The following is a 25,334-nucleotide window of genomic DNA, read 5'->3' on the forward strand; positions in this document are numbered from 1 at the left end:
TTGTGGTGACTTAATTCTACAAGAAAAGGTCTTCCTTTTTGCTATTTATCTATTTACACAAGATATTTTACGCTCTCCAATGCTCTCATAATTCACTGGCCAACAATAAGGTTTATGTTTTTCAAATAAATCTTTACTTCCTTTTATAAATTCATCAATTTCATAATTTTCAATATCTAATAGTATACTTCCATATAAATGATCTTCAAATAGATGTGCCATTACATTGGAGAATCTAATCTTCACTGTTTTTTCTCTATTCTCTGTATTTATAACGATGTGTTTATTCTTCAGATTGACTTCATAAGAAATCACTTCATTGTCATGAACTGAAGTCATTATGATTCACTCCTTTTTATTCTTATGGGGATTTCTTATAACGTTCTTGTATTCATGACGTCCGACTAAGTCGGATGTGTCCGGGTGCTTCTGCTTCCCCGAAATTCCTCTGCCAGACCGAGGGGGCTTATCCCCAGATGCGTTAACAAAGTGTTATAAGATATCCCTGCCTACTTCGAACTTCAATCAAATTTCTAAACTTTAAGTTGATATTGTATAAGTTGGTCGTTCATTCCCAAATATTCTTCAGTACCAACTCTACTTATTTCCTTAAATCCTATCTTCTCAAGCATTCTTCTGGATCGAGTATTCGATTCGTGTGTTTCAGCATTATAAATTGTAATCCCTAAGTTCTTTGATCCATATTCGATCATACATAGAGCAGATTTACTTCCAATCCCTTTTCCCCACATTGAGCTTTCACCGATGGCTATTCCTAGTTCTGCAGTATTGTCTTTAATGCATGCTAAATCAATATAACCTATTAATTTCTTATTAATTTCAATTCCCATTCGAATAAAATTTTCTTGTGTTTTAGTTACTAATTTGGCCCACCAACTGTATATCTCATCGGGATTTCTGTTTTTCTCCCATCCATTAGCAGAACAAAATGAGTCATCCTTGCTCCAGGATAAAACAAAAGAATAATCGTCTATGGATATATTTCTTAAATTTATTGAATTAGAGATGATATTTCACCCTTTCTATAACTTCGTATTGTTTTGTAGTATCTATTTTTTGTGTTGTTTTGCGGGGATTTCTTATAACGTTCAGGTATTCACGAACTTGCGCAGCAAGTTGTCACATGAATCTACTACTCTGTCAAATGCATCAAAGTGACCAAGGCCTAGCCGCCGCGTGAATACTGTGTTATGTGATTCTCCCTGCCTCTTCGAGTTTCTTAAAATCTATTATTCTATATTCTTACTTCTTCTATTATTGAATGTCCTATAGATTGATCTTTACATGTCCATTGCCATCTTTCATATATTCTTATTCGACCATCATCTAATATCTCTGGGGTTGAAATACATACTCCAGTCATTAATTCACCATTTTCATTCAAATGATGATATCTCATATCAAGTTTTCCACTATCATCAACCGTTCCAACTAAGTGTCCAAGTAATATTCCTCCACCTGAATAATCAGCCCAAACCATTCGATCTTGTTGTCTATAATTAAATACTGTTTCTCTAGTAATTTCACCATTGTCTGTGTTCTCAACGGATACAAAAGTCTTTCTATTATAATTAACTGTTTGAATAGTCAACACCTCCATATTAATATGGTTTCAATTTATGGTTTTATTGTTGTAAGGGAGTTTCACATAACGCTTCTTGGATTCACGACGTCCCACCGACTTAAGACTCCGATAGGAGCCTTAAGTCGGTACGGATGTGTCCGGCTGATTCTACTTCCCAACTGCTGAAACGCTTCCCCTAAACACTTCTTACTCCTGCTGGACCGAGGGCGAATGCCCGATGCGTGAATATATTGTTATCGGAAGTTATTACCTTCTTAGGAATAGCCCTCATGTTCTTCTCGTTTGTTCCTATGATAACAAGTCCCATATTTGAAAAATCAATGTTATTACTATTAAAATTCCGACCCCCATATGTTCAACATCAGGAGTTAGATGGTCTTTTATTTGAGGTAATATCTTATAAGTCCTTTTAAAGTATCTATCGTAATTTTCTTTTGCACTTTTCGGGAAGCCTGTGAAATAAGGAATCCACCAAGTCAAGATATGCATAATGAAAATTATTATAGTAATTGAGAATCCTATCCATAAAGTAATCTGGTTATGATTGTAATAACAAATTGATATTATTAATAATGGAGGGTAATTTCCAATCACCTCGTATTTCCTTAATCGTTTGTCTCTACTCTCGATATCGTTAAATGGAAACATATTTACAAAATCAATGATTATTTGATACAGCAAGAAGAACAAAGGCAATATTGTATTTATTATCATTAAGTTCAACTTGTTTCCCCCCAGAAAGTAGTACATTAATGTATGTTTTTATTAACTGAAAGTTGCAATAATTTCCGATAACGTTTGTATATCTACGAACCTGAGAGACTTAAAGGGCGCCAGCGACTGGGTCCGACGGACTTATTCTCGCAGGGTTGTGAGCTGAATCAGCTTCCCTGCCCACTCCTTCTTGCGATCCCAGGGCGGAGCCCGCAGCGAAGATATGGTGTTAGGCGATGTTACCATCTTTATTGAATAGCCTGATGAGCTCTACCTCTATTGGGACTTCCATAAAATCACCGATTTTTTATGTGTTTCAAGTCTGTAAAAAAGAAAAATATACTAACGCAGAACAATAATATAGAAATTAAAAAGCATACCATCTGTGAGTTATCCACTATTGATAAAATTAAAAATTGGCATGGGGTAAGTATTAAACAAACAAATGGAAACGCCATCTTTACAGCTAACATCACCCTGGAATGAGATTTAGACACACGATCTACGAGGAAATTAACTAATGCTGCAATAAACAGAGGAAAAGGAACAAATATAATAAGAGAATATAAATAGTAGCCTTCGTCAGGTGTTGCATCTGAGATGTCAATAAAAATATCATAATATAATTGGACTACATATCCCAAACCACCAATTAAAAGAAAATATGTAATGAGAATTAATCCCAAGTTTTTATAGTTCATCTGAGCCTCCCGATAACGATCTTGTAATGCATTACGGTAATTTCTTATAACGTTCTTGTATTCACGAAACGCCCCAGCCTTAGATAGCTCTTATCTTAGGCTGGGGCGTTTGTTGTCTGAGTATCTCTCATGATTATATCTGACGACCAAGGGGTGGTAACCCCGCAGCGTGAATAAAATGCGCTGTTACTGTCTTCGAAGCATCACCTAAAAACCTTTGATCAAGATTCCAACTCTATTTTTTACTTTGGTATAAAAACTCAACTTCACCATCTAGCAAATATCGATATTCAAATAATTGCATTGTTCTTTCCCNCCTAATTCTCTCCCGTATAACCGTGCCTAGGCTTACCGATCCTTGTGATCCAAGGTAACCATTATTAATAAATGTCTTGTCTACAAATTTTGTTTCCCTTAAGTGATACTGTAACCATTCTTTCTGCGATTCAATTAGTGCTTCTCTTGGTTCTCTATCCAACTTAGAAAGAAGCTTTTTATATATTTGATTCAACTCTTTATCCCAAATCTCTGTATATTTGCTTTCCAACGCCCCCCATCCCAATGTTGTAATAATCTCTTTGGAATTTTGAAATTCATTAAATTCCACTTCATAATCATGATCTATAGGATTTCGAAGCATTTCATCATAAAATTCTCCTTTCAAATCATAGTTCCCAATGCTCATGGATAACACTTCATTGTTAGAAGGATCTGATCGACCTTCAGTTATTTCTTTCGATTCTGTTCCATTACCTGTACTCACTACATCAGGAGGCATTTCAGAATTCATTATTGATTTAGTTTCGCCGTTCAAGGTAGTCGATTGACTAATATTTTGACAAGATGAAAACACTATCGCAATAAAAAATAATAAGGGTATCTTACCTTTCATAAATTATCTCCTTAAATATTATCTTTAATATTTACCGGTCATGGCGCATAACGTTACTGTATTCACGACGTCCGACGAAGTCGGATGTGTCTGCTGAAATCCCTCACCGTAATTCATCCAGCAGACCAAGGCTCCACAAGGAGCCGATACTTGAATATTATGTTATGAGATGTCATTGACCACTTCGAGTTAACCCCAAAACAATCCGTTATGCCCTTCATCTACGATCTTTAACTGTGTTTCAAAATCTTCTTTTGGTTCTATATCATCTATAAAATGCCATTTCCCTTTACTGTCTTGCCAATATATTTTCCATTCCTTTTTATCTAATCTGAACTGAGCTACAGGCATCTGCACCCATTGATCACTTTTGTAGCCTTGTCTTTCTTCTATCAATGTTACATGTTTTCCTCTGATCTTATAACTGATTTTAATCTGGTTTTTCACATGTTCTGGTACTGCATTTTCAGTGTACTTATCCATGATCTTCTTAATCCGCTTTTTCGTAAAATCATCCATGTATTCTGTCTCTCCTGCCTTTATCCGTTTTGCTTTAATTATATCACGATGATGTTCTCATAACGTCTCTTGTATTCACGAATCCGAGGGGCTTAAGGCAGCGGAACTGCGGCTGCGCTTGTGCAGTTAGCCTCGCAAGGTTGTCCGCCTGATCCGGATTCACCGAGAATTCTCGGGCGGACCAAGGTCGCGTTAGCGATCACAGTGTGAATACGTTGTTATGAGGAGTCATTATCCTCTTCGAGTTACTTACTTAAAAAATCACAGTCTTAAAACCATTAGGTTTTCATCATAATATTGTCCATTAAACTTTAATGCATTACGTTCTAATCCATATGTTTCAAATCCTACCGCTTGATATAGTTTCTTTGCCGATTCGTTGTTCGACACAACACTCAAATTAATTTGTTCAAGACCATCAATATCTCTTGCCATCTTGATTAACTCAAGCAAAAGTAATTTTCCTATCCCTTGTCCTCTCTTTTCCTTTGACACGTACATTCCAAATACGTTGGCTTTATGAGTAGTCTTCATACCACTTTCTCGTACAAAAGCCACGATTCCCCCTAATGATCCATGTTCATCCAACGCCCCTAACACAAATTTATCCTTGCTCGGTCTTATTCGATCTATTACTAAATCCAAACGAAATCTACTTTCTCTCTCATATGTCGATCCGAAAGCTTCGGGATTTGTTAAGAGTGCACTTAATCGTAGATCCTGATACTGCTGGACATCTGATTCATGCAGTATTCTTGTTATCAAAAATATCCCTCCTATGATAAATCAAGAATTAAGTCTTTAATGAGTCATTACAATGATTTCGCATAACGTTCCAGCATTCACGAACACCGAAGGGGTTGTCCGCAGCTTAACGCTTCCTTGAAATGCTTCTGCGGACCGAGGGCCTATTTCTTAGAAATACCTCTCCGAATGCCCGATGTGTGAATACGTTGTTATGCGAAGGAACTCTTGAGTTACCCTCACGCACTTCGCTTCTTCAAATTCGTTATCACTTCTGGTATTGCACTAATAAAGTATTCAATTAACTGTCTCATCTTCTCTTCAAAATCTTCACTATTTGGAGCCCCAATGTTTACTGGTGTATTCTGACCTTTATAGACCTCATTGAATAAATAAATGTCCTTTGTGTATTCGTTCTTCACAAATTCCTTATGTAGTTCACTCATGCCAATAATAATGTCATATTTAAGAAAAGCTTCATCATTAAATTGGGTTCTCTTAAACTCAGACGTATCAATATTCATGCTGCTCATAATTCTAAAATGGAGATCAGAGTATCTGCTTATATCACTATCTGCTCTAATCCCTGCAGATGCCACTTGAACATCTGTTATGTGATTCTTCTTCAAATAATCTTTGAAACAAAATTCAGCAATTATACTGCGAGTAAAATTGTCTGTGCATAAAAATAATATTTTCATTGCAATTCATTCCTTTCAACTCTTACTCCGTTCTTTCGTATAACGTTCCCTCATCTACGACGCGACCCGGCCTTAGATAGCTCTTATCTTAGGTCGGGTCGTGTGTTATCTGAATATTCTTCTATGCTTTCGCATCTGACAACCAAGGGGCGAAGGCCCCGCAGCGTAGATGTACTGTTATACGACGGGGTCCTTCTTTGAATTAACTTACATCGTTATTATTTATGTTCAATTTATCCTTCATTTATGGTTCAGGAATATGCTCCAACAAATCACCAGGCTGACAATTTAACGCAGAACAAATCTTATCAATTACTTCTAGAGAAACATATTCATTCGTGTTCAATTTCGCCATTGTTGCTGACGATATTCCTGTCATTTTTAATAGCTCCTGTTTCTTTATATCCCTGTCTATTAGTAATTTTTGTAATGGCTTATAACTTATCATTGCCAATTCCCTCTCAAGTAGTTAGATTTTTCTTTAATTATATTAAACAATCTTTGCATAATCAAAAATATATTTATGTTCTCTTGACAATAAATTTCAATATGATAAAATATTATTCAATAAGTTGAACTTTATTTCGTAAATATAAATTTTTAGGAGGTGTCATACTTGATTAATTCTTTAGAGGTCTTGATTGATCCACTTATTCGTAACCGATTAGAGTCACTATACAGTGAAATTACAAATACTAACTCTGATTTTAAGCAAATTTCATATGAATCTGTACAATATTTCAAAACAATACGAGAATCCCTACCTGACAACCTCCAACATACTTTATTCCTCTATGAAGACGCTCAATTCTCAATACAAGCAATTCTAGAAAATAAAATATATCTTCAAGGGTTCAAAGATGCCCTACATCTCTTCAATGAATTAAATATTACAAAAGTTTAAGAGCCTTTTGGCTCTATTCTTTTTATCTCAGACCCTGTCGTATAACGTTTCTGTATTCATGACGTCCGACGGAGTCGGATGTGTCTGATGAGTCAGCTTCTCCGAAATCCATCTCGCAGACCAAGGCTCCGCAAGGAGACGCTGCTTGAATACATTGTTATACGAAGGACTGCGCTCCCTAGAATTTTTTAAACTTTTATTGTATTGTAAATGATTTTTCCTAAGCTACTGATGTAAGCAACCTTATTAAATTCCCCCTTCGAACCAATAAAAGACAAATCTTTCACACCAACAAATCCATATGACTTTAATCTTTCAATAGAAGCTAATAACATATATTTATCAAACGTAGAGACTGCAATATTTTCAATTTCAACTGACTCTTTAGTAAGCAAGTTATCAAGAACAGCTATGTCAATAAGTTGCATTGAGTCTAAGCATTCCGAGAAATAACAAAATGTTTCCCAATTATATTCTTCATGTATGTAACCCATAAGTAGTTTAGTAAGCAAAATAGCGCGTTGTTCCGTTCTTAGTCGATCAATTATTAATATAATTCGCTCTGTTACTTTATCTTTAAACTTCTGATCTGTATTGAGTTTATTTTTAAATTTAACAATATTATTGGTCGAACTTCTTGAATGAAATTCCTTTAAGAAACAAAGAACTTTTTTAGTGAAATGAAGTTGCTTAATAGAAATCCCGAATCTACCCAAAGCAACAATACTCTTAACTATTGGTATTTCTCTAATAAGATCATCACTCAAAAGTGAATCGAATGCTATTTCGCTATAATCAACAGTTAAATCTAAGGCAGTATTTATCAGTTCATTAGAAACAGCATCATTTATTGGTATACTTTGCAGTTCATCAATATTCATTTTTCACTTCCCTCCCATTGTTCTACAGTCTTTCGTATAACGTTCTCGTATTCATGAACCCCGAAGAGGTTGTCTGCAGAAATGCCTCTACGAAATTCATCCAGCAGACCAAGGCTCCAACGGAGCCGCAGCTTGAATATTATGTTAGATGATGTCAGCCCATCTTTGAAGTATTGCATCCTGTTCTTAAATCTCTTTAGAAAGACGTTCTTTGAACCAAGATGGAGTTTTGACCCTACTCCCCAAAATATCATACTCATTAAAGAGATCTTCAATAATCTGTGCCGCTTGATCTAGCAAATCTGAAAATTCATTACTTCTAATTACACTGCCATTTCTTGTAGCATAATGAACTATGTTATTTCGCATGTTACTCAGAACTATATACCTTTCAAAATTCACATTACGGTTAGTAGTCCAATTTAATGTAGAACCAGTTATTGCTGCTGGAATAAAATTATAAAGTTTTCGTCTTACATTATTATAACCAACAGGCATATTCGCATTATGATCATTAATGAAGTCTAATACTTCTTGCTCTCTTGAACTTATGGATTTATCCTTTAAATTACATTTGATTAAAGAACTCATCCATGCTTCTGCTGAGGCACAGAAACTTATAATAGCTGATCTCTTATATCTCCATTGAATAAAAAAATCCGTGAAAGTTTCAGATTGTTCTTTGTAATACAGAGCATCATTGAATAATTCATGAGACATATTACTTATTGTTAAACCACAATCTAAGCTGTTATCTTCCATATCCTTATCTCCTTAATACTTGTAGTTTGTTGATTTCATCTAACGTTCTTGTATTCACGAACCCTCACCGGCTTAAGCCTCGTAGGGGCGGGTCATTAGACTTAGCCGGTGCAGGTTTGTCCGCTGAATCTGCTTCTTCAGAAAATGCTTCTCGCGGACCGAGGGGATACAACCTCGATGCGTGAATACTATGTTATATGATGTTTGCGCCATCCCTGATTTACATTCAAACATCTCTTTTTTGACTCGGATTATAATATCTAAAATAATTGAACTCATTCTGTTCATCCAATGAAGGGATTCTCTTCCTACCGCATTTTACGAATCCAGCCTTCTCAATCACCTTTAACGATGAAAAATTATTGTCCACAATAGTAGCCACCACATATTTAAGATTAAATGTATTTAAGGCCCATTGTGTTAATGCTTGTGCAACTTCCGTTGCATATCCTAAGCCTCTATATTTTTTTGCAATCCCATAACCAACTTCAGTTTCTCCAAGCTCTTCTATATTCCCGACATGACAATGCCCGATAAAAGTAGAATTATCTCTTGACACTACCGCAAAATAAACTGAATCAGAGATGACATTAAAGGTATCATATTTACTTATTTGCCAATCCAGAAAATCAGATGCTTGTTGATAGTTCATCTTCCATCCCGCAGGCCAATCATTAGTAAACGCCTGCAAACAAAGGTCGTAGATGTGTTCTTGATCTTTTCTAGTAAGTTTCCTTATCATTAAGCGATTAGTCAATATCGGCAATGTTGGGTTTTCTTTATCCATGTGGTCCCCCCGTATGTGAATATTGTTCTGTGGTTTTGCGCAGATTTCATATAACGTTTCCGTATCTACGAACCCGAGAGGCTTAAGGCGCAAATGCGCCGGGTCCGACGGACTTAGCCTCGCAGGGTTGTCTGCTGAGACTGCTTTCATAAATTGCCTCATGCAGACCAAGGGACGAACGGACCGCAGCGTAGATACTATGTTAACTGATGTAACCGACTTCTTCGAATCACTCTACTAATAATTCTAGTTGTTTTTCTATTTTTTCAATTACATCCTTTTTTAATACAATATTATGGCCTGATATCCATGTTTCCATTTCTAAATTTTTGTATGTATTTATTGTTTCTCTATAGTGTTTTTTATCACAATACAGAGCCGGAATGATTTCCTCCATTGTATCTCCGATATTATCTCCTACATTAATTACTTTTTCTTCTTCATCCACCACACTTATAGAATCTATTGTATGTCCTGGTGTATAAATCAATCTTATTTTATCTTCTGGAAAGAATAGCTCATTTTCAAACATCAAATTGGGAAGGCATTTCTTCACTTCTCCCATGCTGAATTTGGAATATTTATTTACCACCGTGTCCCATTCTTTTTCAATAATGTCTCTACAAAGTTGATGAGAAATGATTAAGCAATCTTTAAATCTATTGTTTCCAAAAACATGATCCCAATGATGGTGAGTATTAATAATAATTAAGGGCTTAGTGATTTGGTTTATGTAATCTACAACAGGTTGCACAAAATCGGAACCTAGACCAGTATCAATTAAATAAGTATTCTTAGCCCCCAAGATTAAATGAATATTCAAATCAAAAAATTGATTACTGCAAAATAAAACGTGTTTATTACTAATTTGTTTAATGTTCATCGTTTGTCATCCTTTCGGTTATTTCAGTTAACGTTCCCGCATTCACGAACCCGAAAGGCTTAAGGCGCGAATGGGCCGGGTGGCTTCGCCACTTAGCCTTGCAGGGTTGTTCGCTTGAATTTACTCTCAGCTTCATCCTCACCGGGCGAACCAAGGAGCTGTCAAGCTCCGTCGCGTGAATGATATGTTATCCGATGCATCTGTCCCCCTGAACTGCCTTCCAATCTAATTTAACCGTCACAAGAATTCATGTTCTTATCGTCTTTCAATTGCTTCTCTCTTGCTTTAACCACTCTCGGTATTTGTTTCTCAAATATAGATAACACATTTAATATCAATTTTTCGCTTGGATTTGTGTTATCTTTTAAAAGTCCGTAAATAAGATTTAAGAATGTCTTTGCATCTTTTTCTGTTAAGTTTTTGATTGATTCCATGACACTAACACAGGGAATATCTCGATTATTTATTTCCACATCTAATCCTCCATCTGTGAAATTGTTTGTTTTTACTATGCTAAATGTTGCCACGCTAGCTCCTCTGAGTTACTTCCTAAACCATTTACATAATGTTGCCATGCTAGCTTTCCGAGTTGCTTTCAATATTGTCCTTAATAAAAGATCTTCATCTTTATTGGAATTATAATCTTCATAAATAGCCGCGGTTTCCAAAGGAAATAACTACATGTTCCCGATCAATAACGACTCTTATATTAGTAGTATTCAATTGATTTCAGATGTTTCGGATAACGTTCTCGTATTCACGAAACGACCCAGCCTTAGATAGCTCTTATCTTAGGCTGGGTCGTTTGTTGTCTGAGCATCTTCTTCGATTGTTAATCTGACAACCAAGAGACCGCAAGGTATCGCAGCGTGAATATTTATGTTAAGTGAAGTCTCCCACTTCCTGAATAGCTTTCATAATTATTGGTTTTATTTCTTGCAAATTTCTTGTAGATACTTCCCAAATGATGCTTTCATCAATACCGAAGTATTCATGAATCAAGATGTTCCTTAGTCCAATCATATTCCTCCATGGAACTTCCTGATACTTTCTCTTTATTTCATCATTAATGTTTCTAGCTGCTTCTCCAATTATTTCTAGATTTCGTACTACTGCATCCAAAAGCATTTGATTTGATAAAAAGTCCTCATACCCAACGTTCAAGAGATACGATTCTATCCGATGAATTGACTCTAGAATGTCCATTAATGAATTTATTGGCCGTTTCACTGATATTGTACCTCACTAAATATTTCATCCTTCATATAAGGTTTAATGGCATTAGGAGTAACAAGATCAACGTGGCGGTTAAATATAGTCTCCAAATAATGCTTCAGCTCCAGGAATTCAAATCCAACAGGACGAGAAAATTCAACTAACAAATCAATATCACTGTTTTCTGTCTGTTCATCACGAGCAAAGGAACCAAATAGCCCGATCTTCTCGACATAAAAATGTTCCTGCAAATAATGCTTTTCAGATTTCAATTTATTTTCAATATCTTCTCGCTTCAATGAACTTCCCTCCTCTGGATCATTATTATGCTTTCATTATAACCTAAAGAGTTATTTTTTGTTCCTAGTGTCTTACCGGGAGATTTCACTTAACGTTGTTGTATTCACGAACCCGAGAGGCTTAAAGGAGCGATTGGGTCGAAGACTTAGCCTCGCAGGAGTTGTCTGCTGGACACTACTTCCTCGAAATCCCTCTGGCAGACCAAGGGGCGTAGCCCCGCAGCGTGAATACGGTGTTGGCAGATTTCAGGGGCTTCTTCGAGCTACTTTCAATGAATTTACGACTTTCAATGTGCTTGGTTCATTAAGATTGAGATATATTCTTCATCTTTAAGCCTTGTCACCTTACAGTTCTCATTGGATTCAAATTCTACTATTCTCTCTTCAATTGTTTTATTAGTACTATCTTTAAATACGTCCTCTCTATCATAGTGAGGAAAAATAAGCTTATCGGTTACACCTAATGCCTTAAAATCCGTTAAATCCATTGTGTTCATCTGTGGAGTAAAGAAATCGACAATGTTAATATTCGGCCCCAGTAATAACGCTCCAGCACTTACTCCAACTATAATTACATTCTGTGCGGCCAGTGTTTTAATAATTTCATCAGCACCACTTTTCTTAGCGTAATACAATAATGTAAATGGATTTCCACCATTGATATATATAACATCTCTATGTATGAGAATTTGCGGGTCATCAAATTCTATATCTACAAACTTAATATGCTGAAACCCCATGTCCTTGAAATCTTGCATTGCCCTTTGTGCATATCTATTATTTTCTTTCATAGGGGATGCTGTTGTAATAATAGAGACCTTTAATTGAGAAATATCTCTATCAATAAAATCCAGAAATTGATTTTTAATATCTTCAGTATAAAAACCACAAGAGGTTAGTAACAAGCTACTCATTGAAATCCCCGTCCTTAAATAATAGTTTATCTAATCTTTATACTTTAATTAAGCATTCCCCTGATTTCTGCTAACGTTATTGTATTCACGACGTCCGACGCAGTCGGATGTGTCCGGCAGCTTCTACTTCTCCCGAAATTCTTCTGCCAGACCGAGGGTAACCCGATGCGTGAATATTATGTTATGTGAAGTCACTGTTCATGGGTTTTAATCCCCTTTGTAAACTAATAATATATCTTCAAGTTTTTCTAACAATTCTTTTTTATACACATTATCATCAACAAAAATCACTTCTTTTATTTCACTAGAAAATCTTTTAATAATATTTACTAAAATAATTATCAGCAACACCAAAAAAGTGCCGCATAACAACATCAAAGTAGCCTCTCCTTCAGTTTCTATCGATCTGTATTTAAAAACAAGGTACTGTATCCAGATTGGTACAGATAAAGAAATAAATATTCCAGGATTAATAAGAGGAAGAAGTTTTCTTTTCTCAATATCTTTCTCGAGTATTTCTATCAGCAATTTGATTTTATCTTCTTTATATAGTGAGGTGCTAATTAAGTAATCTCTTATAAGGTTTAACTGCTTTTCTTCAAATTTTTCTGTTCGCCAAGACAAACCGTTTGGATCAATACTATATTTCTCCTTTACGATTATCTTAGCTCGCTTGTTCACTAGTGAGTCCATGAATTTCAATACACACAACATAAAAACAAAAAAAATTATAAATCCAATTGATAATGTACGAGACTTTTCCCATGCTAAACCTAATGTTAGTCCGTAAATCATTGGTAAAATGGATATTATAAAAATTAAAAAAGAGTATTTCATCAGTCGATACTTTATTTTCATAAAACGAAATACTAATTGATATGAAATAACTTTCTTTTTATAAAACTCTAAAAGTAGTTCCATCATTTTTTAATTTTTGTCCTTTCCTATCTTTGTATTGATTTCACATAACGTTTTGTATCTAAGATCCCGAAAGGCTTAAAGGAGCATAGCGACTGGGTGGCTTCGCCACTTAGCCTTGCAGGGTTGTCTGCTGAAGAGCTTCTTGAAATCCCTCGGCAGACCTCAGGAACGACAGTGACGCAGCGTAGATACAGTGTTATGAGATGGTCTTGCCTTCCATGAAAAACAGTTGAAAATGTAATTTATACTATTCTCTCTTCATCATTTTAGGGAATCTAAAAAAGAGGAAATAAATTAAGAAAACAAAGCAGAATATTGATAAATAATCAATATAAAAAATCAATATAAATAACATGAGCGTCACTAAAATATATATCCAATTCACCCATTTGTTCTTGAATTTCTTATTAGTCAAAATACTTACAAACACATAAGCAAAAAGAAGAAATAAAAAACCTGAGCCAAATGTTGAGGCGACCCAAAGTTTCATATGCCATTCAAGAGCCGGATTACTCATACTTAAACCAAATAAGCTAGCAATTATTACCAACAATAATGTCATAAAGGTTATAGCAACTGGTATGAAAAATGGTTTCAATATGTTTGCGAAGTATGTAATCATCTCTTTTTTTTCAATATCAATTCTATTATTTTGTTCATAATTCATAGAATCTATTTCTTTTCTAAGTATTCTTAATAATTGCTCTAAATTATTCTTGCTCATGTCCTCTAAATAATCTTTACACTTATGATATAACTTTCTAGATAAATAGGAGTAAGACAAACTAATTGTTTCTAACAATGAAATATGTTTTTCTTTATCACTTTCATTTTCTAGACATTTAATAATTTTTATTTCTAATTCACCGTAAACTTTTAAAATTTGGTCAATTCTAGAAATCTCAAAATCCAAATCCTTTAAATACCTTGTTCTAACCTCTTTAAATATCCAAACCAAAACTAATAATGCAATAATAATATAGATTGTTTGATTTCCTGCCAATTTAAGTCCTTATACATAAATTTCTCCTTTTATTATATTGCAATACTTTCTCATAACGTTCTTGTATTCATGAACCCCAAAGGGGTTGTCTGGCAAATGCCTGACCAAGGACGAATGTTCGCAGCGTGAATATTATGTTAGATGATGTTGCTGACTTCTTTGAATCACTCACTATATGATCTTGAGGCTTTAATCAATTCATCTTCTTCATCAAAAACTCTTAACACTCTGTCAATATCACTTACTTCATAGCTTCTGACTACAATAAGCTGTTGCATATGAAGACCTGGTGGATCAATGTTTGGTCTAGATAAGTTATTTAATAATCTTTCTGGTGTATACGAAATACTCCATCTTTTTGAACCATCCGAGAAATACATGGTGATTTCTATCCAATTTCATTCTTCCTCATGATCTGTTTCAACTTCATCATCGAATTTCCAGCTTAAAAGTCTTGGTCTTGAATTTTGATCTTCCTCCATAATTTCACCTCTCTTTGCAATTAAGCAATTTTATCAAATGATTTGTATTGATGACGTCCTAGCTCCTTAGAGTTGCTGCTTATAGTTGTGAGGCTTGCCGAATAACTAATACAGTGACGTCCCGACTAGCTTGGAGGGCTGGATGTGGTCAGTCTTTTCTCAGAGTGACACGGAGCGTCAATATTTTATTATCCGAATGAATTTCTGGAAGCAGCCATTGCTTTTAAGGCGTCCTCAAAATAACTATATACTTCATCTACAATTCCCAGAAACTCTTCAACAGGTACATGACTATCTAAGTAACAAGCATACAGATAATCAACTAAAGCGGAGTCAATCTCACAATAGTCTAATATGGCACTTTTCATCTTAATCATGTCATCTTGCCATACACCTGTATCTTCTAGAACCAAAGAGTATAATGCACGAATTAATCTCTTAGAGTAGCCTTTGATATATCTAGTTTTCATTGTGTTATCACTAGCATTAGAAAGTGAACGATGTATACGATCTACTTCCTCCTTGGTCTCTCTATTTAAGTCTATAATGAATTCTGGAGAAATAATGATCGGTGGTACTTTCTCACCAACGTCATGACCATATACGCAAACGCCAATGATCTTAACCCAAAAACCCCACTCATTCGGTTTATTTAATATATCGTCTATGGAGCAAATTGTCGTATCAATCTTAGTTACGACTGGATATTCTTCCAAAAGCCTATCTTTAATATTTGATAATCTTTCGTAATCAATATCTTTGGGATTTTCACATACAATCGTAAAGTCTGCATCTGACTTAAAAGGTTTAGCAGTTCCTTTTGGAATCGAGCCACACATATAAATGCTATGAATCTTACCTTTGAATTCGGTACGTATATTATCTACATACTTATCAACGAAATCCTTATGTTCACTTTGTATTTCAATTTTATTTATAACTTTTTCTAAAATCATGTAGACCCCTCCCTAAACTGAGGACTTCTTTTGACTAACGTTTCTATATTCACGACTCTGCGAATGCGGGATCCAGGGCGTATGCCCGCAGCGTGAATATAATGTTAAGTGATGTAGACTGTTGTAAATGACTCTGTCCCAGGTTTCAACATTTTTAAAGGTATGGAACTGACTCGGAAGCAAGTTTTAGCCGACCGAGCGTATGATACGAAGGCCATTAGCACCTTTCTGAAGGAACAAGAGCCCATACCTATGACTCATGGAAAGAAAAATCGTCGAGTGACCCTAAAATATGATCGGGATGTCTACAAAGAACGTCATTTGGTGGAATGTTTCTTTAATAAAGTAAATAGAATTATCGTCGTTTAGCGACTCGTTATGATAAATTAACATGAACATTCAATTTTTTAGCCTTGGCATCCATTATGCTCTGGCTTGCTTGAGTTTGAAGACATGCCCTAGAATAAAATACAATCTCTAATTAATTCTTGGAAGGAAACTGACACCCAGATAACGACATATTTACGCCCTGTTGCTTTCGCTTCTTGGTCTGCCTTAGGTATTCGAATAAGTAGAGTCAGCAGGTAACCTTGCACTTCTTAACTGCGTCGCGGAAGATATCTTACTGAGCAGAGCGTGCAGAAAGTATTTGAAGAAGCAGGACGACATGCAGAAATTGTGAAATGGTTAATTAGTTTCACGCTCTTAGATACTCCTCCGTCACTCATTCGCTGGAAAATGGGACAAATCTGCGATACATCAGGAGCTACTCGGTCATACGAGTGTACGAAAAATATTCAGCGTATTCAAAGCCCTCTGGATGTATGGACATAAATTGAGTTTCCTGATTATTTAGAGGAACATCTTATTCACGCTGCGCGGAAATTCGTTCTGGGTCTTGTATTCGCGGGTATGCATGATATGAAGCGTAAGAACAGAAAAAAGAACCGGCGAACCGATTCTTAAAGTAAGTTTCATTCTTAAGGTGTAAAAAACAATTTTCACATGATAGCAATGTCTACATCAATTAAACTGAGTAGCCAGTCTTACCTTAATCTCGTACTTCATGATAATTACCAGTCCACGGATCAAAAACGTATGAATTTACTTTTGAATTTTGTTCCACAGAAAACATATAACCTTTTTTTATTTCATTAGATTCATTTTGTATTAATGTATTCTTCTGCTTATTAACCACATAAGGTTCTTCTAAGTTCTGAGTGACCTTATCTACCGCACTTTCATAAGTGTATTGAGGAAGTGTTGAAATTACATAAATTGGGACAAATATTAAAAAGAGTGCTTGTAAAAAAAGTACTACCTCTTTACGTTTTTTGCTTAGTTGAACTTTTAAGAAATAACTCAACACCATGAAAAAAACTAACGCTCCAATAAAAGAAAACACATCCAAAATATTATTATAACGATATTGTAAAAAAATTAAAAAAGACACTTCTATCAAACAAGCAATAATTATTATTTTTCTATACATCATTTCTCCTTTGAATAAGTAGTTGAAGCTAACATCAATTGGCGTCAACTTATCTTAAATATATTTTGAGTGGACTGTTTCTACATAAACTTAGTTAAGAAGCCAAGCATTATATGCTCCAATTATGCAAAGATCAGTATTACTTCTTCCATCTCCTTCAACTCTAAGTGGTACCCATTGAACTTGTCCGTTCTTTGTATTAATCACTTTAGCATCCACGATAGTTCGCTTACTGCGCAAGCCAATCTTCCCATTTGATCTCACTTCCAAGTCCTGTGCAGCAAATCTTCCATAAACTTGACCACTAATAGCTTTGGTGATCTTATCAGCAACAATAGTTGAGCCAAGCGCTACGAGAATAGCTGTAATTATACCACCTGAGCCAACTGTGACAAGACCGGTAATCACACCTACTATGATTGAAACTCTAGTTCCTGAATCATAATTAAGATTATAAGTTTCTCCAAAAGTGATTTTTTCTTGTTTATATAAATAACCCCATTGCTTCACATTTGGATTAGAATTGTATGCCGAATCTACCAAAGTCCAATTACTAGTGGAATTAGTAGCAAAAGAGTCATTCTCGCTAATCACCGGATTTGGAGCAATTTTTTCAATATAGTCACTTTCGTTAGAATATTCTACTTTCCCATCATTATCAATTGTCATCATATCTCTTGTTTCTTTGTTTTTAGTTGTTTGAGATTCTTTTTCTCCATTTACATAAGAAGTAACAATGTATTCTTTGTCTGTTTCTTCAATCGAAACTTCCAATGTACTGCCATCCTCAGTAGGGATAACGTATGTACCCGATTCATTAGTGGTAGTGGTGCTAAATCCACTAGCACCTGCTACTTGAACACTTAAAATACCAACAATTAGAAGGCAAGACAACAATGACGTATATATTCCAACCTTTTCCTAATATAACACATAATCTCATATAAGGCAAATGATTAGCATCTCACCATAAGTTGTTCTTTACAAAAACCCGACCTCCTCCAAGCGAATTTGGTGCATAAAGTGAACCGTGTTACGGTTGCAATAGGTACGACGTTTGAGTACGATGCATCGGCATCTTCGAATTACTTACATATCTTGTTTTGCTTTTTCATGCTCGATAAATTCGTCCTTCGTAAGTCCGAAAAGTATTAAATCATGATAATACCCGTTTGTGTAAATGACTTACATCCCACTCCTTCTTGAAAACATCCGAGTTTTCTCATCATGGTAGCTGAAGCTTCGTTTCCTTCAAGCACATAATCATTAAACTTATTTAGTCGTCTTTCAAAAAAAGTCTATCGGCTCTTAATGCTGCTTCTATAATGTACTTATCCGTTTCAGGGTCTATTAATGATTCTTTTAGCCTTTTTGGATCGGTTGATATCAAACTATAGAGAGTGATTACTTCAAGTGATCCATATTGAAATTTGTTTGCATAGTATAGACATTGTCTTGAAGTCTGATCCTCTGAGCTTTCATTCGCTGCACTGGGATTTAACATTATGTATAATAGCTTAGGTAGTGTAATATCCCATTCTCTAGTCAATAAGTATTTATATTTTCTTTTTGAATCAAACATAGCGCCTTGCTTCATAAAACTCACCTTCTTTTGAGTTTTGAAAATATGACTTAATATAACGTTTAGGTATTCACGACATCCATCTCCCTTAGATAGCTCTTATCTTAAGGAGATGGATGTGTCCGGCTGATTCTGCTTCTCTGCTAATAGCGTCTGCCGGTCCGAGAGCCGAATAGGTTTATTTAAGTATGTAAAATTTAAGCATTACAATGATAATTTTGACATAGTCTTGACTTTGATTAGCTGGTTTATATGATGTCATCCTTTTCTGTGAAATACTACCAACTATCTTCCTTTATTCTTACTTTATAATGATAGGGTTCGACTACATAGATATTGGAATTAATAATGTCACTTATAACGTTTACTTTTACCCTAGATCTTTCATCCATTATATTTGTTATTCGATAAATTAAGTATTTCTCACCTCTCGATAAGCAATCTCTAGCCGTATCAATTTCATTTTGTGTTATATAGAAATCGCTCTCGTCATTAATTGAAGTCTTTACTTCTATATATAATTTAGTACCATCAGTATCAAACGAAAGAATATCATACCCGTTTGTTGGATCAGCTGCTTTACTGTTATCAACAAGGGCTTGATATTCTGTAACGTAGAGTTTAGTTAATTCATATTCATATGCGAATGCTTCACCAAGTTTGCCAATCTGGATTTGAATTTCATGCAACTTTAAATAATCAATATTATCAGGAAACTTAGATCTTAATTCATTATATGAGTATAGTATTGAGGATGCTTCAAGATTCATTTCCTCAGTTACTAAGTCTAACTTTGTGTTTTCAATGATTCGAGTGTTCATTTTTAAGTTTTTTTTATTTCGTCTCCACACTTTACGCAGACAATGCGTTCATTTATAGATATCCAATTATGAACTAAGTTTGTGTAGTTGTTATTGCAATTGCTACAAGTTAATGTATTCGCTTTTCTGGCATTTTTAATCCGTATTGGTTTCAATTCAGGTATTTCTGCAATTATACCAAGCCTTGATACAATATCATTCAATGATTTAAATCCGTTATATTGCTTGTCAGATAAAGTTTCAAAAATAATAGTAAATTTGTCCGGCACTTGATAACACTTATTCTTATATGTAGTTATTAATCCATCTTTAAAGTGATCGCTTGTCAATAAAAGTATCTCTCTTACAGAACAATCTGTATCAAATAATAAATACCAAACAAAAGCCATTCGAAGAGTATCAAATTTAGTCTACTCTTGGTCTAATATCTCTTGAATACGAAGAATTTCACTAAATGATAAGCTGCGATCATCTTTCGCATTCTCTTTATGATTATCCGAGTTATTATCAGCATCATTTAGTTTCTTAAGAAAATATCTAATCCAATCTTCCTTGATCCAAATATCACTGAACCCCTTAGAGTCTATCAAATCGTTAGCATACAAGAATTTGAAAAATGTTTCTTTATATGAGTCTTGTGCAGTCTTCTTTTCATCTTGATTATATTTTTGATATATTGAACGATAATCATCAAATGTCAAGTCTCGAACACTGTTCTTCCGAGATACATTGAAGATATCTGCAATTGATGAGATATATTGATTGTGTGAACTTTCAGAATATAGCTGTAAGTAACTTTCTATTATCTCATTTGAATCAATTTTAAGGTTTGAAAGTATTGCCCTGGGGTTATTCTTCATTTCTTTCACTCCGTTTCTTTAATTGGGCTGATTTCATATAACATTCTTGTATTCATGAATCCGAGAGCCTTAAGGAGCGGCAGCGCCGGGTCCGCCAGGACTTAGGCTCTCAGGATTGTCTGCCTGATATTACATCTCCGAAAACCATCCAGTAGACCAGGGGGCTCTGACCCCCGCAGCATGAATACGATGTTAGAAGATGTTGGGGCCTTCTTCGGAATGGCTAGAAATAGTTCTTTGAAATTAAATTATTTGGTTGTTATTTAATTCCATACCACAATATTGTTATATTCGTTAATAAGCGTTGCTGCTTCTGGATTACAATCTTCTTCTCTGATCGAAATATTTATATAATTCGTTTCCCCAAACTGTATAGTAATTATTTTTTTTGTCTCATAAACTTCCTTTACGATTTGTGAAATAAGTGAACAAAATACATCTCGATATCCTGGAGTATATATTGTATAGGGAATTCCATTAATAATTACTATGGGCATGTTATATGATGTTAGTGTAATTCCATCAAAATGTAATTGTAGATAATCCTGTACAAATTCAACAGAACTTAATTGTCTATCTATAAGATCCTTTAAGTAATTATTTTCATTAGGTTGGTAAATCATATTTCTCACCCACTTTGAAACTTATGTTTCTGTTTATTTATATATTCGCCCCAATTTCACCTAACGTTCCTGTATCTACGAACCCGAGAGGCTTAAAGGAGCAAAGCGACTGGGTCCGACGGACTTAGCCTCCCAGGGTTGTTCACTGATTCTACTTCATTGCTTATCGTATCTTGTGAACCAAGGGTCGAATGGCCCGCAGCGTAGATACTATGTTATATGATGGATAGGCCATCATTGATTTAGCCAACAAAATCATCCGGTGCCCATACTGCAATATCATCCCCAGGACAACTAACGATTTCCCATATTTCATCTTTATTTGTATTCCCCCATACCCCTAATTGCCAGCTTTCGTATTTATCATTATGTCCGTTTACGTAAAGGACTTCACCTGATTCAAATATAATAATTAGATTCGGTACACCAATCGATAACCATAGATCTACTACTTTCTTCATTCTAAGTTCACAAATAATTTTTGAACTCTCTATCCAATCCAACTCAGGTAAAGTATCTGCTGTTGGAAAGAACTCTGGCAGGGAAGGAAGCACTGCAAACTTTCCTTCAATATTTAAATATATTTGTCCATCTATTCTCGTCTTGTTTACTTCATTTTCAGCAAATAATATCTTAAGTCCATAGAAATTAATCCCCTCAATATACGAACCAACGCATAAGTATTTTAAAGTCTTATCTGCAAGATCTTTTAAGGATTTCTTCATAGAAACACCTCATTGAAATATTCATTGCCTATCTTTCATACGTTGTTGTATTTACGACCCTTGGCGAATGCCAAGTGTGTCCGGCAGCTTCCGCTTCTCCGAATTTCCTCTGCCAGACCGAGGGTATATACCTGAAGCATGAATCTATCGGATGGGCACGCCTTCCTCGATCCTTCTTACTCATCAAGTTTCCTTATTTAGGTATTTCCGCCATTCTCCTTTTTGCGAACGGGTAGATCCATCAAATTCTATTTTTGCTATGCCCTTCAATTCATTATAAATCTTTTCTTCAAATCTGTTTTTCAGTATAAAAATCATTGCAAGGGACTCTCCGCAGCTTGCTTTAATCATGTCGTCTACCGAATCATCCTTTATTATTACCGCTAATGCCTCGATAACTGCTTCATGACTATATCCACTTAGATCCATAGCAGCATCATCCCGCTCAGCATCTGATGCTCTTTCATCTAGTAATATTTCAATGAGTCTTTCCCATTGCTCCATATAGATCCCCCGAGGGTTTTATGTATTTTCCTTTGTAACTATAATTCTCTATCTCTGCCTATCTTTCATATAACGTTCCCGTATTCACGACGCGAGCCGGCCTTAGATAGCTCTTATCTTAGGCCGGCTCGTGTGTCCGTCCGAGTTATCTTCCATGATTATACATCGGACGACCAAGGGGTGTAAGCTCCACAGCGTGAATATATTGTTATCCGATGTCTTCAGCTTCGTAGAAACACTATACAGTGGTTTACACACTTAATTATTAAGTTTAATTCACTCCTATTAAAGAAACCCACTAGTTTGAAAAGTGGGTTAAAGATATGTCAATTTGCTAATGGCAAACAACTTCTAACTTTTACTTGGTCAGTCAATTCCGGTTTAAAGAAGTTGATTCCTCTATCTCTAGACCACAAGTATAATTTAGAAAAAAGTTCAGTTTTAACGAATTCACAGTAGTCATACGTTAAAATCAACGAATCTTCAATGCTGTTATAATCATGAAGCATCTTGTTGCTACTTTTTAGTACTTTTTTTATAAGAATAAAAAGTATATTAGTCAAATCATGACCATTAACCAAATGAGCTTGATCATACATTTCTGTAGATAAAAGATTAAGTTTTTCATTTATGTCTTCTGTTGAAGCAACTTTCCCCGTTCTATTTCTCGAATAATTTACAACTGTCCGAATCATGGAATCTTTTCCCAAGAACGTTAAATCTTTATCAGAAACAAATTCCTTATATTTGAGTTGGTTTCCTTCAGGTTTTTCTGGCTTAAACACTAAACCAAGATTATATAGCTTATTTGCTAACTTTAATAAACCAATTTCGACTCCTAATTCCATTAAGATATCCAAAGCGTCTTTGTCTTTAAAAAACTCAACCATCTTTTCCTTGCTACAAAATAAATCCAAAATACTGTATAGTGCTGTAGATTTTAACATCATCACCTCAATATCATGAAAATCAGTAACAAATACTTCATCGCAATCAATTGTCTCTTCTAGAATTACCGAAAAATCCGAGTCAATTACTCCTATTGCTCTATTATAATTTCGCTCTTTTAAAATGTTAATGATGCTTTTTACTTTTTCGCAGCCCCATGCCTCTTTTATTGAGATTTCTTTTGTTACAAACTTATTATAAAATTTATAATCTTTGTTACCTTCAACAATTAAATAATGACCTGTAAATGTCCTGTCCTGCATGATTGAATTAGCGATTCTCTCAGGTGTTATATATTCGATCAACTTATTCGACTCCTTTTAATTCAACTTTCAGATCCCAATTATTTGAAATAATATCCGGAGAATGAGTTGCAATCAGGATATTTAGTTCATTTAGTTTATGGATTTCATGTAAGTCGGATATGAACTTATTTTGCCAAGATATATGCAAAGAGATTTCAGGCTCATCTATCAGAATCAACGAATTAGAACTGGTTTTAAATATTAACTTATAAAATAATATTAATTCATTTTTTTCACCAGAGGACAGTTTTTCAATCGGTATAATTTGAAATCCACCATATTCATCTTTAATCACTGTAGATCTGAATAAGAAGCTATTTTCCTTATCAACGAATAATTTTTTATGCTTAAATCTGTCATTAATAATTTTTAATAACAATTCAATTTTTATAGAGATAAGATCGAAAATAGATAATTTCTCAAAACTATCTTTTATGTATAGCATCAATACATCTTTAACTACATCTTGTGGTTTATCGATCTTAAGTAGAATCGAATCTTTTTCGGTTTCAATAAGGCCTACTTGATCAAGCAATGTCCTTTTCTCTTCAAGTTCTTTAAGTTTTTCATTCAATACTTCATCTGTAATTTTTGCTTTTTTTTGTTTCAGTTCATTTACTAATCTGTTTGGATACGTCCTATCTAATTTGGAAGATAATTCTGTAGATTCTGTGAGTTTTCTTTTCATCAATTGACTTAGTTCGCTTGAATATTTTTTTACAGTCTCAACTGGAGCTTGATCAGGTTCATCTACAATAAAGACTCTTTGAGTTTCAATTAACGTTACGCTAATTTTTTCGAATCGAGCAATAAACCATTCCGGAGCATCTATCATAGCCTCATTCTCGTACCTAAATTTGCTACTACTGAATGAATCTCCGTATTTTTCAATAAGCTCTCTTGTTGAATAAATTGATCTGTCTCTTCTGTCTTCCCATCTAGTGATAGAAATCCTTCTCATCCCTAAAGATCTAGCAATCTGTTGAGCAAATCTTATTAGAGATTCAGAATCGTCATTTGATATCTGTAAAGAATATTCATTAATTAATTCACCATTAACCTGCTTAAGTAGTAGCCTCTCTTCTTCTTCTGCATTGCTTATTTTCTTTATAATCCATTCAACACCATCATCGAACTCAAAAAAAAGTTCCTCAAAATTAACGTTACAAAAATAATGAAATCGCTTATTAAAAAATGATTCAATCATTTCAAGTAATACAGTTTTACCTAATCCATTTTCGCCAATCACAATTGTTATTCCGCGTTCAGTATTTATCTTAACTTCATGCGTAAATACGCCAAATAGATTTGAAACATTAATTTTACTTAATTTCAATATTATCGCCGTCCTTTATGGAGATAGATGGAATTAATTCAATATGTACCAATTTAATGAAATAGTAACTTTCTTGAAGTAATAAAGCAACTAATAATGAAGATTTCGGATAACGTTCCTGTATTCACGACCCAGCGTATGCTGGGTGTCCGGCTGCTTTCTACTTCTCTGAAATCCCTCTCAATGCCGGACCAAGGGCTGTATGAGCCAACGCGTGAATATATTGTTAGCTGAAGCTACTATTTTATATATTC

The 25,334-nt window shown here is 34.7% G+C and carries 32 protein-coding genes and 2 pseudogenes; 2 read left to right on the forward strand and 32 right to left on the reverse strand.

Annotated elements, in window-relative coordinates:
* Positions 1-45: 45 nt before the first annotated feature.
* From AM231_RS15245 to AM231_RS15290, 9 genes and pseudogenes are all read right to left on the reverse strand, one after another.
* Positions 46-339, reverse strand: coding sequence for a hypothetical protein (locus AM231_RS15245; protein WP_054403292.1), 294 nt, complete (start codon positions 337-339; stop codon positions 46-48).
* Between the two features lie 194 nt (positions 340-533).
* Positions 534-1,031 carry a GNAT family N-acetyltransferase gene (locus AM231_RS15250; protein WP_053492190.1) on the reverse strand — a complete coding sequence of 166 codons (498 nt, stop codon included), beginning with the start codon at positions 1,029-1,031 and terminating at the stop codon, positions 534-536.
* A gap of 224 nt (positions 1,032-1,255) precedes the next feature.
* Complete coding sequence (locus AM231_RS15255) at positions 1,256-1,612, reverse strand: avidin-fold protein (RefSeq protein ID WP_242615170.1); 357 nt, start codon at positions 1,610-1,612, stop codon at positions 1,256-1,258.
* A gap of 1,644 nt (positions 1,613-3,256) precedes the next feature.
* Positions 3,257-3,336: pseudogene (locus AM231_RS30370) on the reverse strand (lysozyme inhibitor LprI family protein); the annotation flags it as partial.
* Position 3,337: 1 nt separating this feature from the next.
* Positions 3,338-3,913 (reverse strand): annotated as a pseudogene (locus AM231_RS30375) (lysozyme inhibitor LprI family protein); the annotation flags it as partial.
* Between the two features lie 189 nt (positions 3,914-4,102).
* Positions 4,103-4,432, reverse strand: a complete 330-nt coding sequence (locus AM231_RS15275) for a DUF3024 domain-containing protein (RefSeq protein ID WP_053492186.1) — start codon at positions 4,430-4,432, stop codon at positions 4,103-4,105.
* Between the two features lie 261 nt (positions 4,433-4,693).
* Positions 4,694-5,197, reverse strand: a complete 504-nt coding sequence (locus AM231_RS15280; RefSeq protein WP_053492185.1) for a GNAT family N-acetyltransferase — start codon at positions 5,195-5,197, stop codon at positions 4,694-4,696.
* A gap of 218 nt (positions 5,198-5,415) precedes the next feature.
* On the reverse strand, positions 5,416-5,877 hold the full coding sequence (locus AM231_RS15285; protein ID WP_054403295.1) for an arsenate reductase/protein-tyrosine-phosphatase family protein: 462 nt from the start codon (positions 5,875-5,877) through the stop codon (positions 5,416-5,418).
* Positions 5,878-6,121: 244 nt separating this feature from the next.
* Positions 6,122-6,325 carry a helix-turn-helix domain-containing protein gene (locus tag AM231_RS15290; protein ID WP_054403296.1) on the reverse strand — a complete coding sequence of 68 codons (204 nt, stop codon included), beginning with the start codon at positions 6,323-6,325 and terminating at the stop codon, positions 6,122-6,124.
* A gap of 168 nt (positions 6,326-6,493) precedes the next feature.
* Between AM231_RS15290 and AM231_RS15295 the strand changes: the two genes are divergently transcribed.
* Entirely contained in the window at positions 6,494-6,781 is a 288-nt protein-coding gene (locus AM231_RS15295) for a hypothetical protein (protein WP_054403297.1), read from the forward strand.
* A gap of 188 nt (positions 6,782-6,969) precedes the next feature.
* On the opposite strand, the gene AM231_RS15300 is transcribed toward AM231_RS15295, so the two are convergent.
* The 23 genes from AM231_RS15300 to AM231_RS15410 form a co-directional block, all read right to left on the reverse strand.
* The gene (locus AM231_RS15300) at positions 6,970-7,662 is read right to left on the reverse strand and encodes a hypothetical protein (RefSeq protein ID WP_054403298.1); all 693 of its coding nucleotides are present in this window, start codon (positions 7,660-7,662) and stop codon (positions 6,970-6,972) included.
* Positions 7,663-7,848: 186 nt separating this feature from the next.
* A complete protein-coding gene (locus AM231_RS15310) occupies positions 7,849-8,424 on the reverse strand; it encodes a hypothetical protein (protein WP_054403300.1) in 576 nt (191 codons plus the stop codon).
* Positions 8,425-8,650: 226 nt separating this feature from the next.
* Positions 8,651-9,211 carry a GNAT family N-acetyltransferase gene (locus AM231_RS15315; protein WP_165593409.1) on the reverse strand — a complete coding sequence of 187 codons (561 nt, stop codon included), beginning with the start codon at positions 9,209-9,211 and terminating at the stop codon, positions 8,651-8,653.
* A gap of 229 nt (positions 9,212-9,440) precedes the next feature.
* Entirely contained in the window at positions 9,441-10,094 is a 654-nt protein-coding gene (locus AM231_RS15320) for an MBL fold metallo-hydrolase (protein ID WP_054403302.1), read from the reverse strand.
* A 230-nt stretch (positions 10,095-10,324) separates the two neighbouring features.
* On the reverse strand, positions 10,325-10,621 hold the full coding sequence (locus tag AM231_RS15325) for a hypothetical protein (RefSeq protein ID WP_242615171.1): 297 nt from the start codon (positions 10,619-10,621) through the stop codon (positions 10,325-10,327).
* Positions 10,622-10,976: 355 nt separating this feature from the next.
* Positions 10,977-11,300 (reverse strand): HepT-like ribonuclease domain-containing protein, encoded by a 324-nt coding sequence (locus AM231_RS15330; RefSeq protein ID WP_054403674.1) that lies wholly within the window; start codon positions 11,298-11,300, stop codon positions 10,977-10,979.
* 20 nt (positions 11,301-11,320) lie between these two features.
* On the reverse strand, positions 11,321-11,608 hold the full coding sequence (locus AM231_RS15335; protein ID WP_054403303.1) for a nucleotidyltransferase family protein: 288 nt from the start codon (positions 11,606-11,608) through the stop codon (positions 11,321-11,323).
* A 287-nt stretch (positions 11,609-11,895) separates the two neighbouring features.
* Positions 11,896-12,522 carry a Type 1 glutamine amidotransferase-like domain-containing protein gene (locus AM231_RS15340; RefSeq protein ID WP_053492184.1) on the reverse strand — a complete coding sequence of 209 codons (627 nt, stop codon included), beginning with the start codon at positions 12,520-12,522 and terminating at the stop codon, positions 11,896-11,898.
* Positions 12,523-12,729: 207 nt separating this feature from the next.
* A complete protein-coding gene (locus AM231_RS15345) occupies positions 12,730-13,446 on the reverse strand; it encodes a hypothetical protein (RefSeq protein ID WP_054403304.1) in 717 nt (238 codons plus the stop codon).
* A gap of 244 nt (positions 13,447-13,690) precedes the next feature.
* Positions 13,691-14,446, reverse strand: a complete 756-nt coding sequence (locus AM231_RS15350) for a hypothetical protein (protein WP_054403305.1) — start codon at positions 14,444-14,446, stop codon at positions 13,691-13,693.
* 164 nt (positions 14,447-14,610) lie between these two features.
* On the reverse strand, positions 14,611-14,826 hold the full coding sequence (locus AM231_RS29535; RefSeq protein WP_131724752.1) for a hypothetical protein: 216 nt from the start codon (positions 14,824-14,826) through the stop codon (positions 14,611-14,613).
* A gap of 290 nt (positions 14,827-15,116) precedes the next feature.
* The gene (locus AM231_RS15355) at positions 15,117-15,884 is read right to left on the reverse strand and encodes a nucleotidyltransferase domain-containing protein (protein ID WP_054403306.1); all 768 of its coding nucleotides are present in this window, start codon (positions 15,882-15,884) and stop codon (positions 15,117-15,119) included.
* 1,051 nt (positions 15,885-16,935) lie between these two features.
* Positions 16,936-17,379 carry a hypothetical protein gene (locus AM231_RS15360; RefSeq protein ID WP_131724753.1) on the reverse strand — a complete coding sequence of 148 codons (444 nt, stop codon included), beginning with the start codon at positions 17,377-17,379 and terminating at the stop codon, positions 16,936-16,938.
* Positions 17,380-17,466: 87 nt separating this feature from the next.
* Positions 17,467-18,273: a hypothetical protein gene (locus AM231_RS15365; RefSeq protein ID WP_207383578.1), complete on the reverse strand. Its 807-nt coding sequence runs from the start codon at positions 18,271-18,273 to the stop codon at positions 17,467-17,469.
* Positions 18,274-18,652: 379 nt separating this feature from the next.
* The gene (locus AM231_RS15370; RefSeq protein ID WP_054403309.1) at positions 18,653-18,973 is read right to left on the reverse strand and encodes a DUF1643 domain-containing protein; all 321 of its coding nucleotides are present in this window, start codon (positions 18,971-18,973) and stop codon (positions 18,653-18,655) included.
* 263 nt (positions 18,974-19,236) lie between these two features.
* Positions 19,237-19,779, reverse strand: coding sequence for a protein NO VEIN domain-containing protein (locus tag AM231_RS15375; RefSeq protein WP_054403310.1), 543 nt, complete (start codon positions 19,777-19,779; stop codon positions 19,237-19,239).
* A gap of 2 nt (positions 19,780-19,781) precedes the next feature.
* Entirely contained in the window at positions 19,782-20,168 is a 387-nt protein-coding gene (locus AM231_RS29540; RefSeq protein WP_131724754.1) for a hypothetical protein, read from the reverse strand.
* Positions 20,169-20,189: 21 nt separating this feature from the next.
* On the reverse strand, positions 20,190-20,648 hold the full coding sequence (locus AM231_RS15385) for a hypothetical protein (RefSeq protein WP_131724755.1): 459 nt from the start codon (positions 20,646-20,648) through the stop codon (positions 20,190-20,192).
* Positions 20,649-20,902: 254 nt separating this feature from the next.
* The gene (locus AM231_RS15390; protein WP_054403313.1) at positions 20,903-21,262 is read right to left on the reverse strand and encodes a hypothetical protein; all 360 of its coding nucleotides are present in this window, start codon (positions 21,260-21,262) and stop codon (positions 20,903-20,905) included.
* 242 nt (positions 21,263-21,504) lie between these two features.
* Complete coding sequence (locus tag AM231_RS15395; RefSeq protein WP_054403314.1) at positions 21,505-21,987, reverse strand: hypothetical protein; 483 nt, start codon at positions 21,985-21,987, stop codon at positions 21,505-21,507.
* Between the two features lie 183 nt (positions 21,988-22,170).
* Positions 22,171-22,491, reverse strand: coding sequence for a hypothetical protein (locus AM231_RS15400; protein WP_054403315.1), 321 nt, complete (start codon positions 22,489-22,491; stop codon positions 22,171-22,173).
* A 326-nt stretch (positions 22,492-22,817) separates the two neighbouring features.
* Positions 22,818-23,744, reverse strand: coding sequence for a DUF4435 domain-containing protein (locus tag AM231_RS15405; RefSeq protein ID WP_054403316.1), 927 nt, complete (start codon positions 23,742-23,744; stop codon positions 22,818-22,820).
* A gap of 1 nt (position 23,745) precedes the next feature.
* Complete coding sequence (locus AM231_RS15410; RefSeq protein WP_054403317.1) at positions 23,746-25,080, reverse strand: AAA family ATPase; 1,335 nt, start codon at positions 25,078-25,080, stop codon at positions 23,746-23,748.
* Positions 25,081-25,176: 96 nt separating this feature from the next.
* Here AM231_RS15410 and AM231_RS29545 point away from each other — a divergent pair, with 96 nt between their 5' ends.
* Positions 25,177-25,314, forward strand: coding sequence for a hypothetical protein (locus AM231_RS29545; protein WP_207383579.1), 138 nt, complete (start codon positions 25,177-25,179; stop codon positions 25,312-25,314).
* The last annotated feature ends 20 nt before the right edge of the window (positions 25,315-25,334 follow it).

It is taken from the genome of Paenibacillus solani, from assembly GCF_001277345.1.
Taxonomy (GTDB): domain Bacteria; phylum Bacillota; class Bacilli; order Paenibacillales; family Paenibacillaceae; genus Paenibacillus_AQ; species Paenibacillus_AQ solani.

Bases quoted from the DNA above. Each gene is read 5' to 3' on its own strand.
- AM231_RS15245 (WP_054403292.1), bottom strand. From the start codon at position 339: ATGACTTCAGTTCATGACAATGAAGTGATTTCTTATGAAGTCAATCTG.
- AM231_RS15275 (WP_053492186.1), bottom strand. From the start codon at position 4,432: ATGGATGATTTTACGAAAAAGCGGATTAAGAAGATCATGGATAAGTAC.
- AM231_RS15285 (WP_054403295.1), bottom strand. From the start codon at position 5,877: ATGAAAATATTATTTTTATGCACAGACAATTTTACTCGCAGTATAATT.
- AM231_RS15290 (WP_054403296.1), bottom strand. From the start codon at position 6,325: ATGATAAGTTATAAGCCATTACAAAAATTACTAATAGACAGGGATATA.
- AM231_RS15300 (WP_054403298.1), bottom strand. From the start codon at position 7,662: ATGAATATTGATGAACTGCAAAGTATACCAATAAATGATGCTGTTTCT.
- AM231_RS15310 (WP_054403300.1), bottom strand. From the start codon at position 8,424: ATGGAAGATAACAGCTTAGATTGTGGTTTAACAATAAGTAATATGTCT.
- AM231_RS15315 (WP_165593409.1), bottom strand. From the start codon at position 9,211: ATGGATAAAGAAAACCCAACATTGCCGATATTGACTAATCGCTTAATG.
- AM231_RS15320 (WP_054403302.1), bottom strand. From the start codon at position 10,094: ATGAACATTAAACAAATTAGTAATAAACACGTTTTATTTTGCAGTAAT.
- AM231_RS15330 (WP_054403674.1), bottom strand. From the start codon at position 11,300: ATGGACATTCTAGAGTCAATTCATCGGATAGAATCGTATCTCTTGAAC.
- AM231_RS15340 (WP_053492184.1), bottom strand. From the start codon at position 12,522: ATGAGTAGCTTGTTACTAACCTCTTGTGGTTTTTATACTGAAGATATT.
- AM231_RS15345 (WP_054403304.1), bottom strand. From the start codon at position 13,446: ATGATGGAACTACTTTTAGAGTTTTATAAAAAGAAAGTTATTTCATAT.
- AM231_RS29535 (WP_131724752.1), bottom strand. From the start codon at position 14,826: ATGTATTTCTCGGATGGTTCAAAAAGATGGAGTATTTCGTATACACCA.
- AM231_RS15355 (WP_054403306.1), bottom strand. From the start codon at position 15,884: ATGATTTTAGAAAAAGTTATAAATAAAATTGAAATACAAAGTGAACAT.
- AM231_RS15360 (WP_131724753.1), bottom strand. From the start codon at position 17,379: ATGATGTATAGAAAAATAATAATTATTGCTTGTTTGATAGAAGTGTCT.
- AM231_RS15370 (WP_054403309.1), bottom strand. From the start codon at position 18,973: ATGAAGCAAGGCGCTATGTTTGATTCAAAAAGAAAATATAAATACTTA.
- AM231_RS15375 (WP_054403310.1), bottom strand. From the start codon at position 19,779: ATGAACACTCGAATCATTGAAAACACAAAGTTAGACTTAGTAACTGAG.
- AM231_RS29540 (WP_131724754.1), bottom strand. From the start codon at position 20,168: ATGGCTTTTGTTTGGTATTTATTATTTGATACAGATTGTTCTGTAAGA.
- AM231_RS15390 (WP_054403313.1), bottom strand. From the start codon at position 21,262: ATGATTTACCAACCTAATGAAAATAATTACTTAAAGGATCTTATAGAT.
- AM231_RS15395 (WP_054403314.1), bottom strand. From the start codon at position 21,987: ATGAAGAAATCCTTAAAAGATCTTGCAGATAAGACTTTAAAATACTTA.
- AM231_RS15400 (WP_054403315.1), bottom strand. From the start codon at position 22,491: ATGGAGCAATGGGAAAGACTCATTGAAATATTACTAGATGAAAGAGCA.
- AM231_RS29545 (WP_207383579.1), top strand. From the start codon at position 25,177: ATGAAGATTTCGGATAACGTTCCTGTATTCACGACCCAGCGTATGCTG.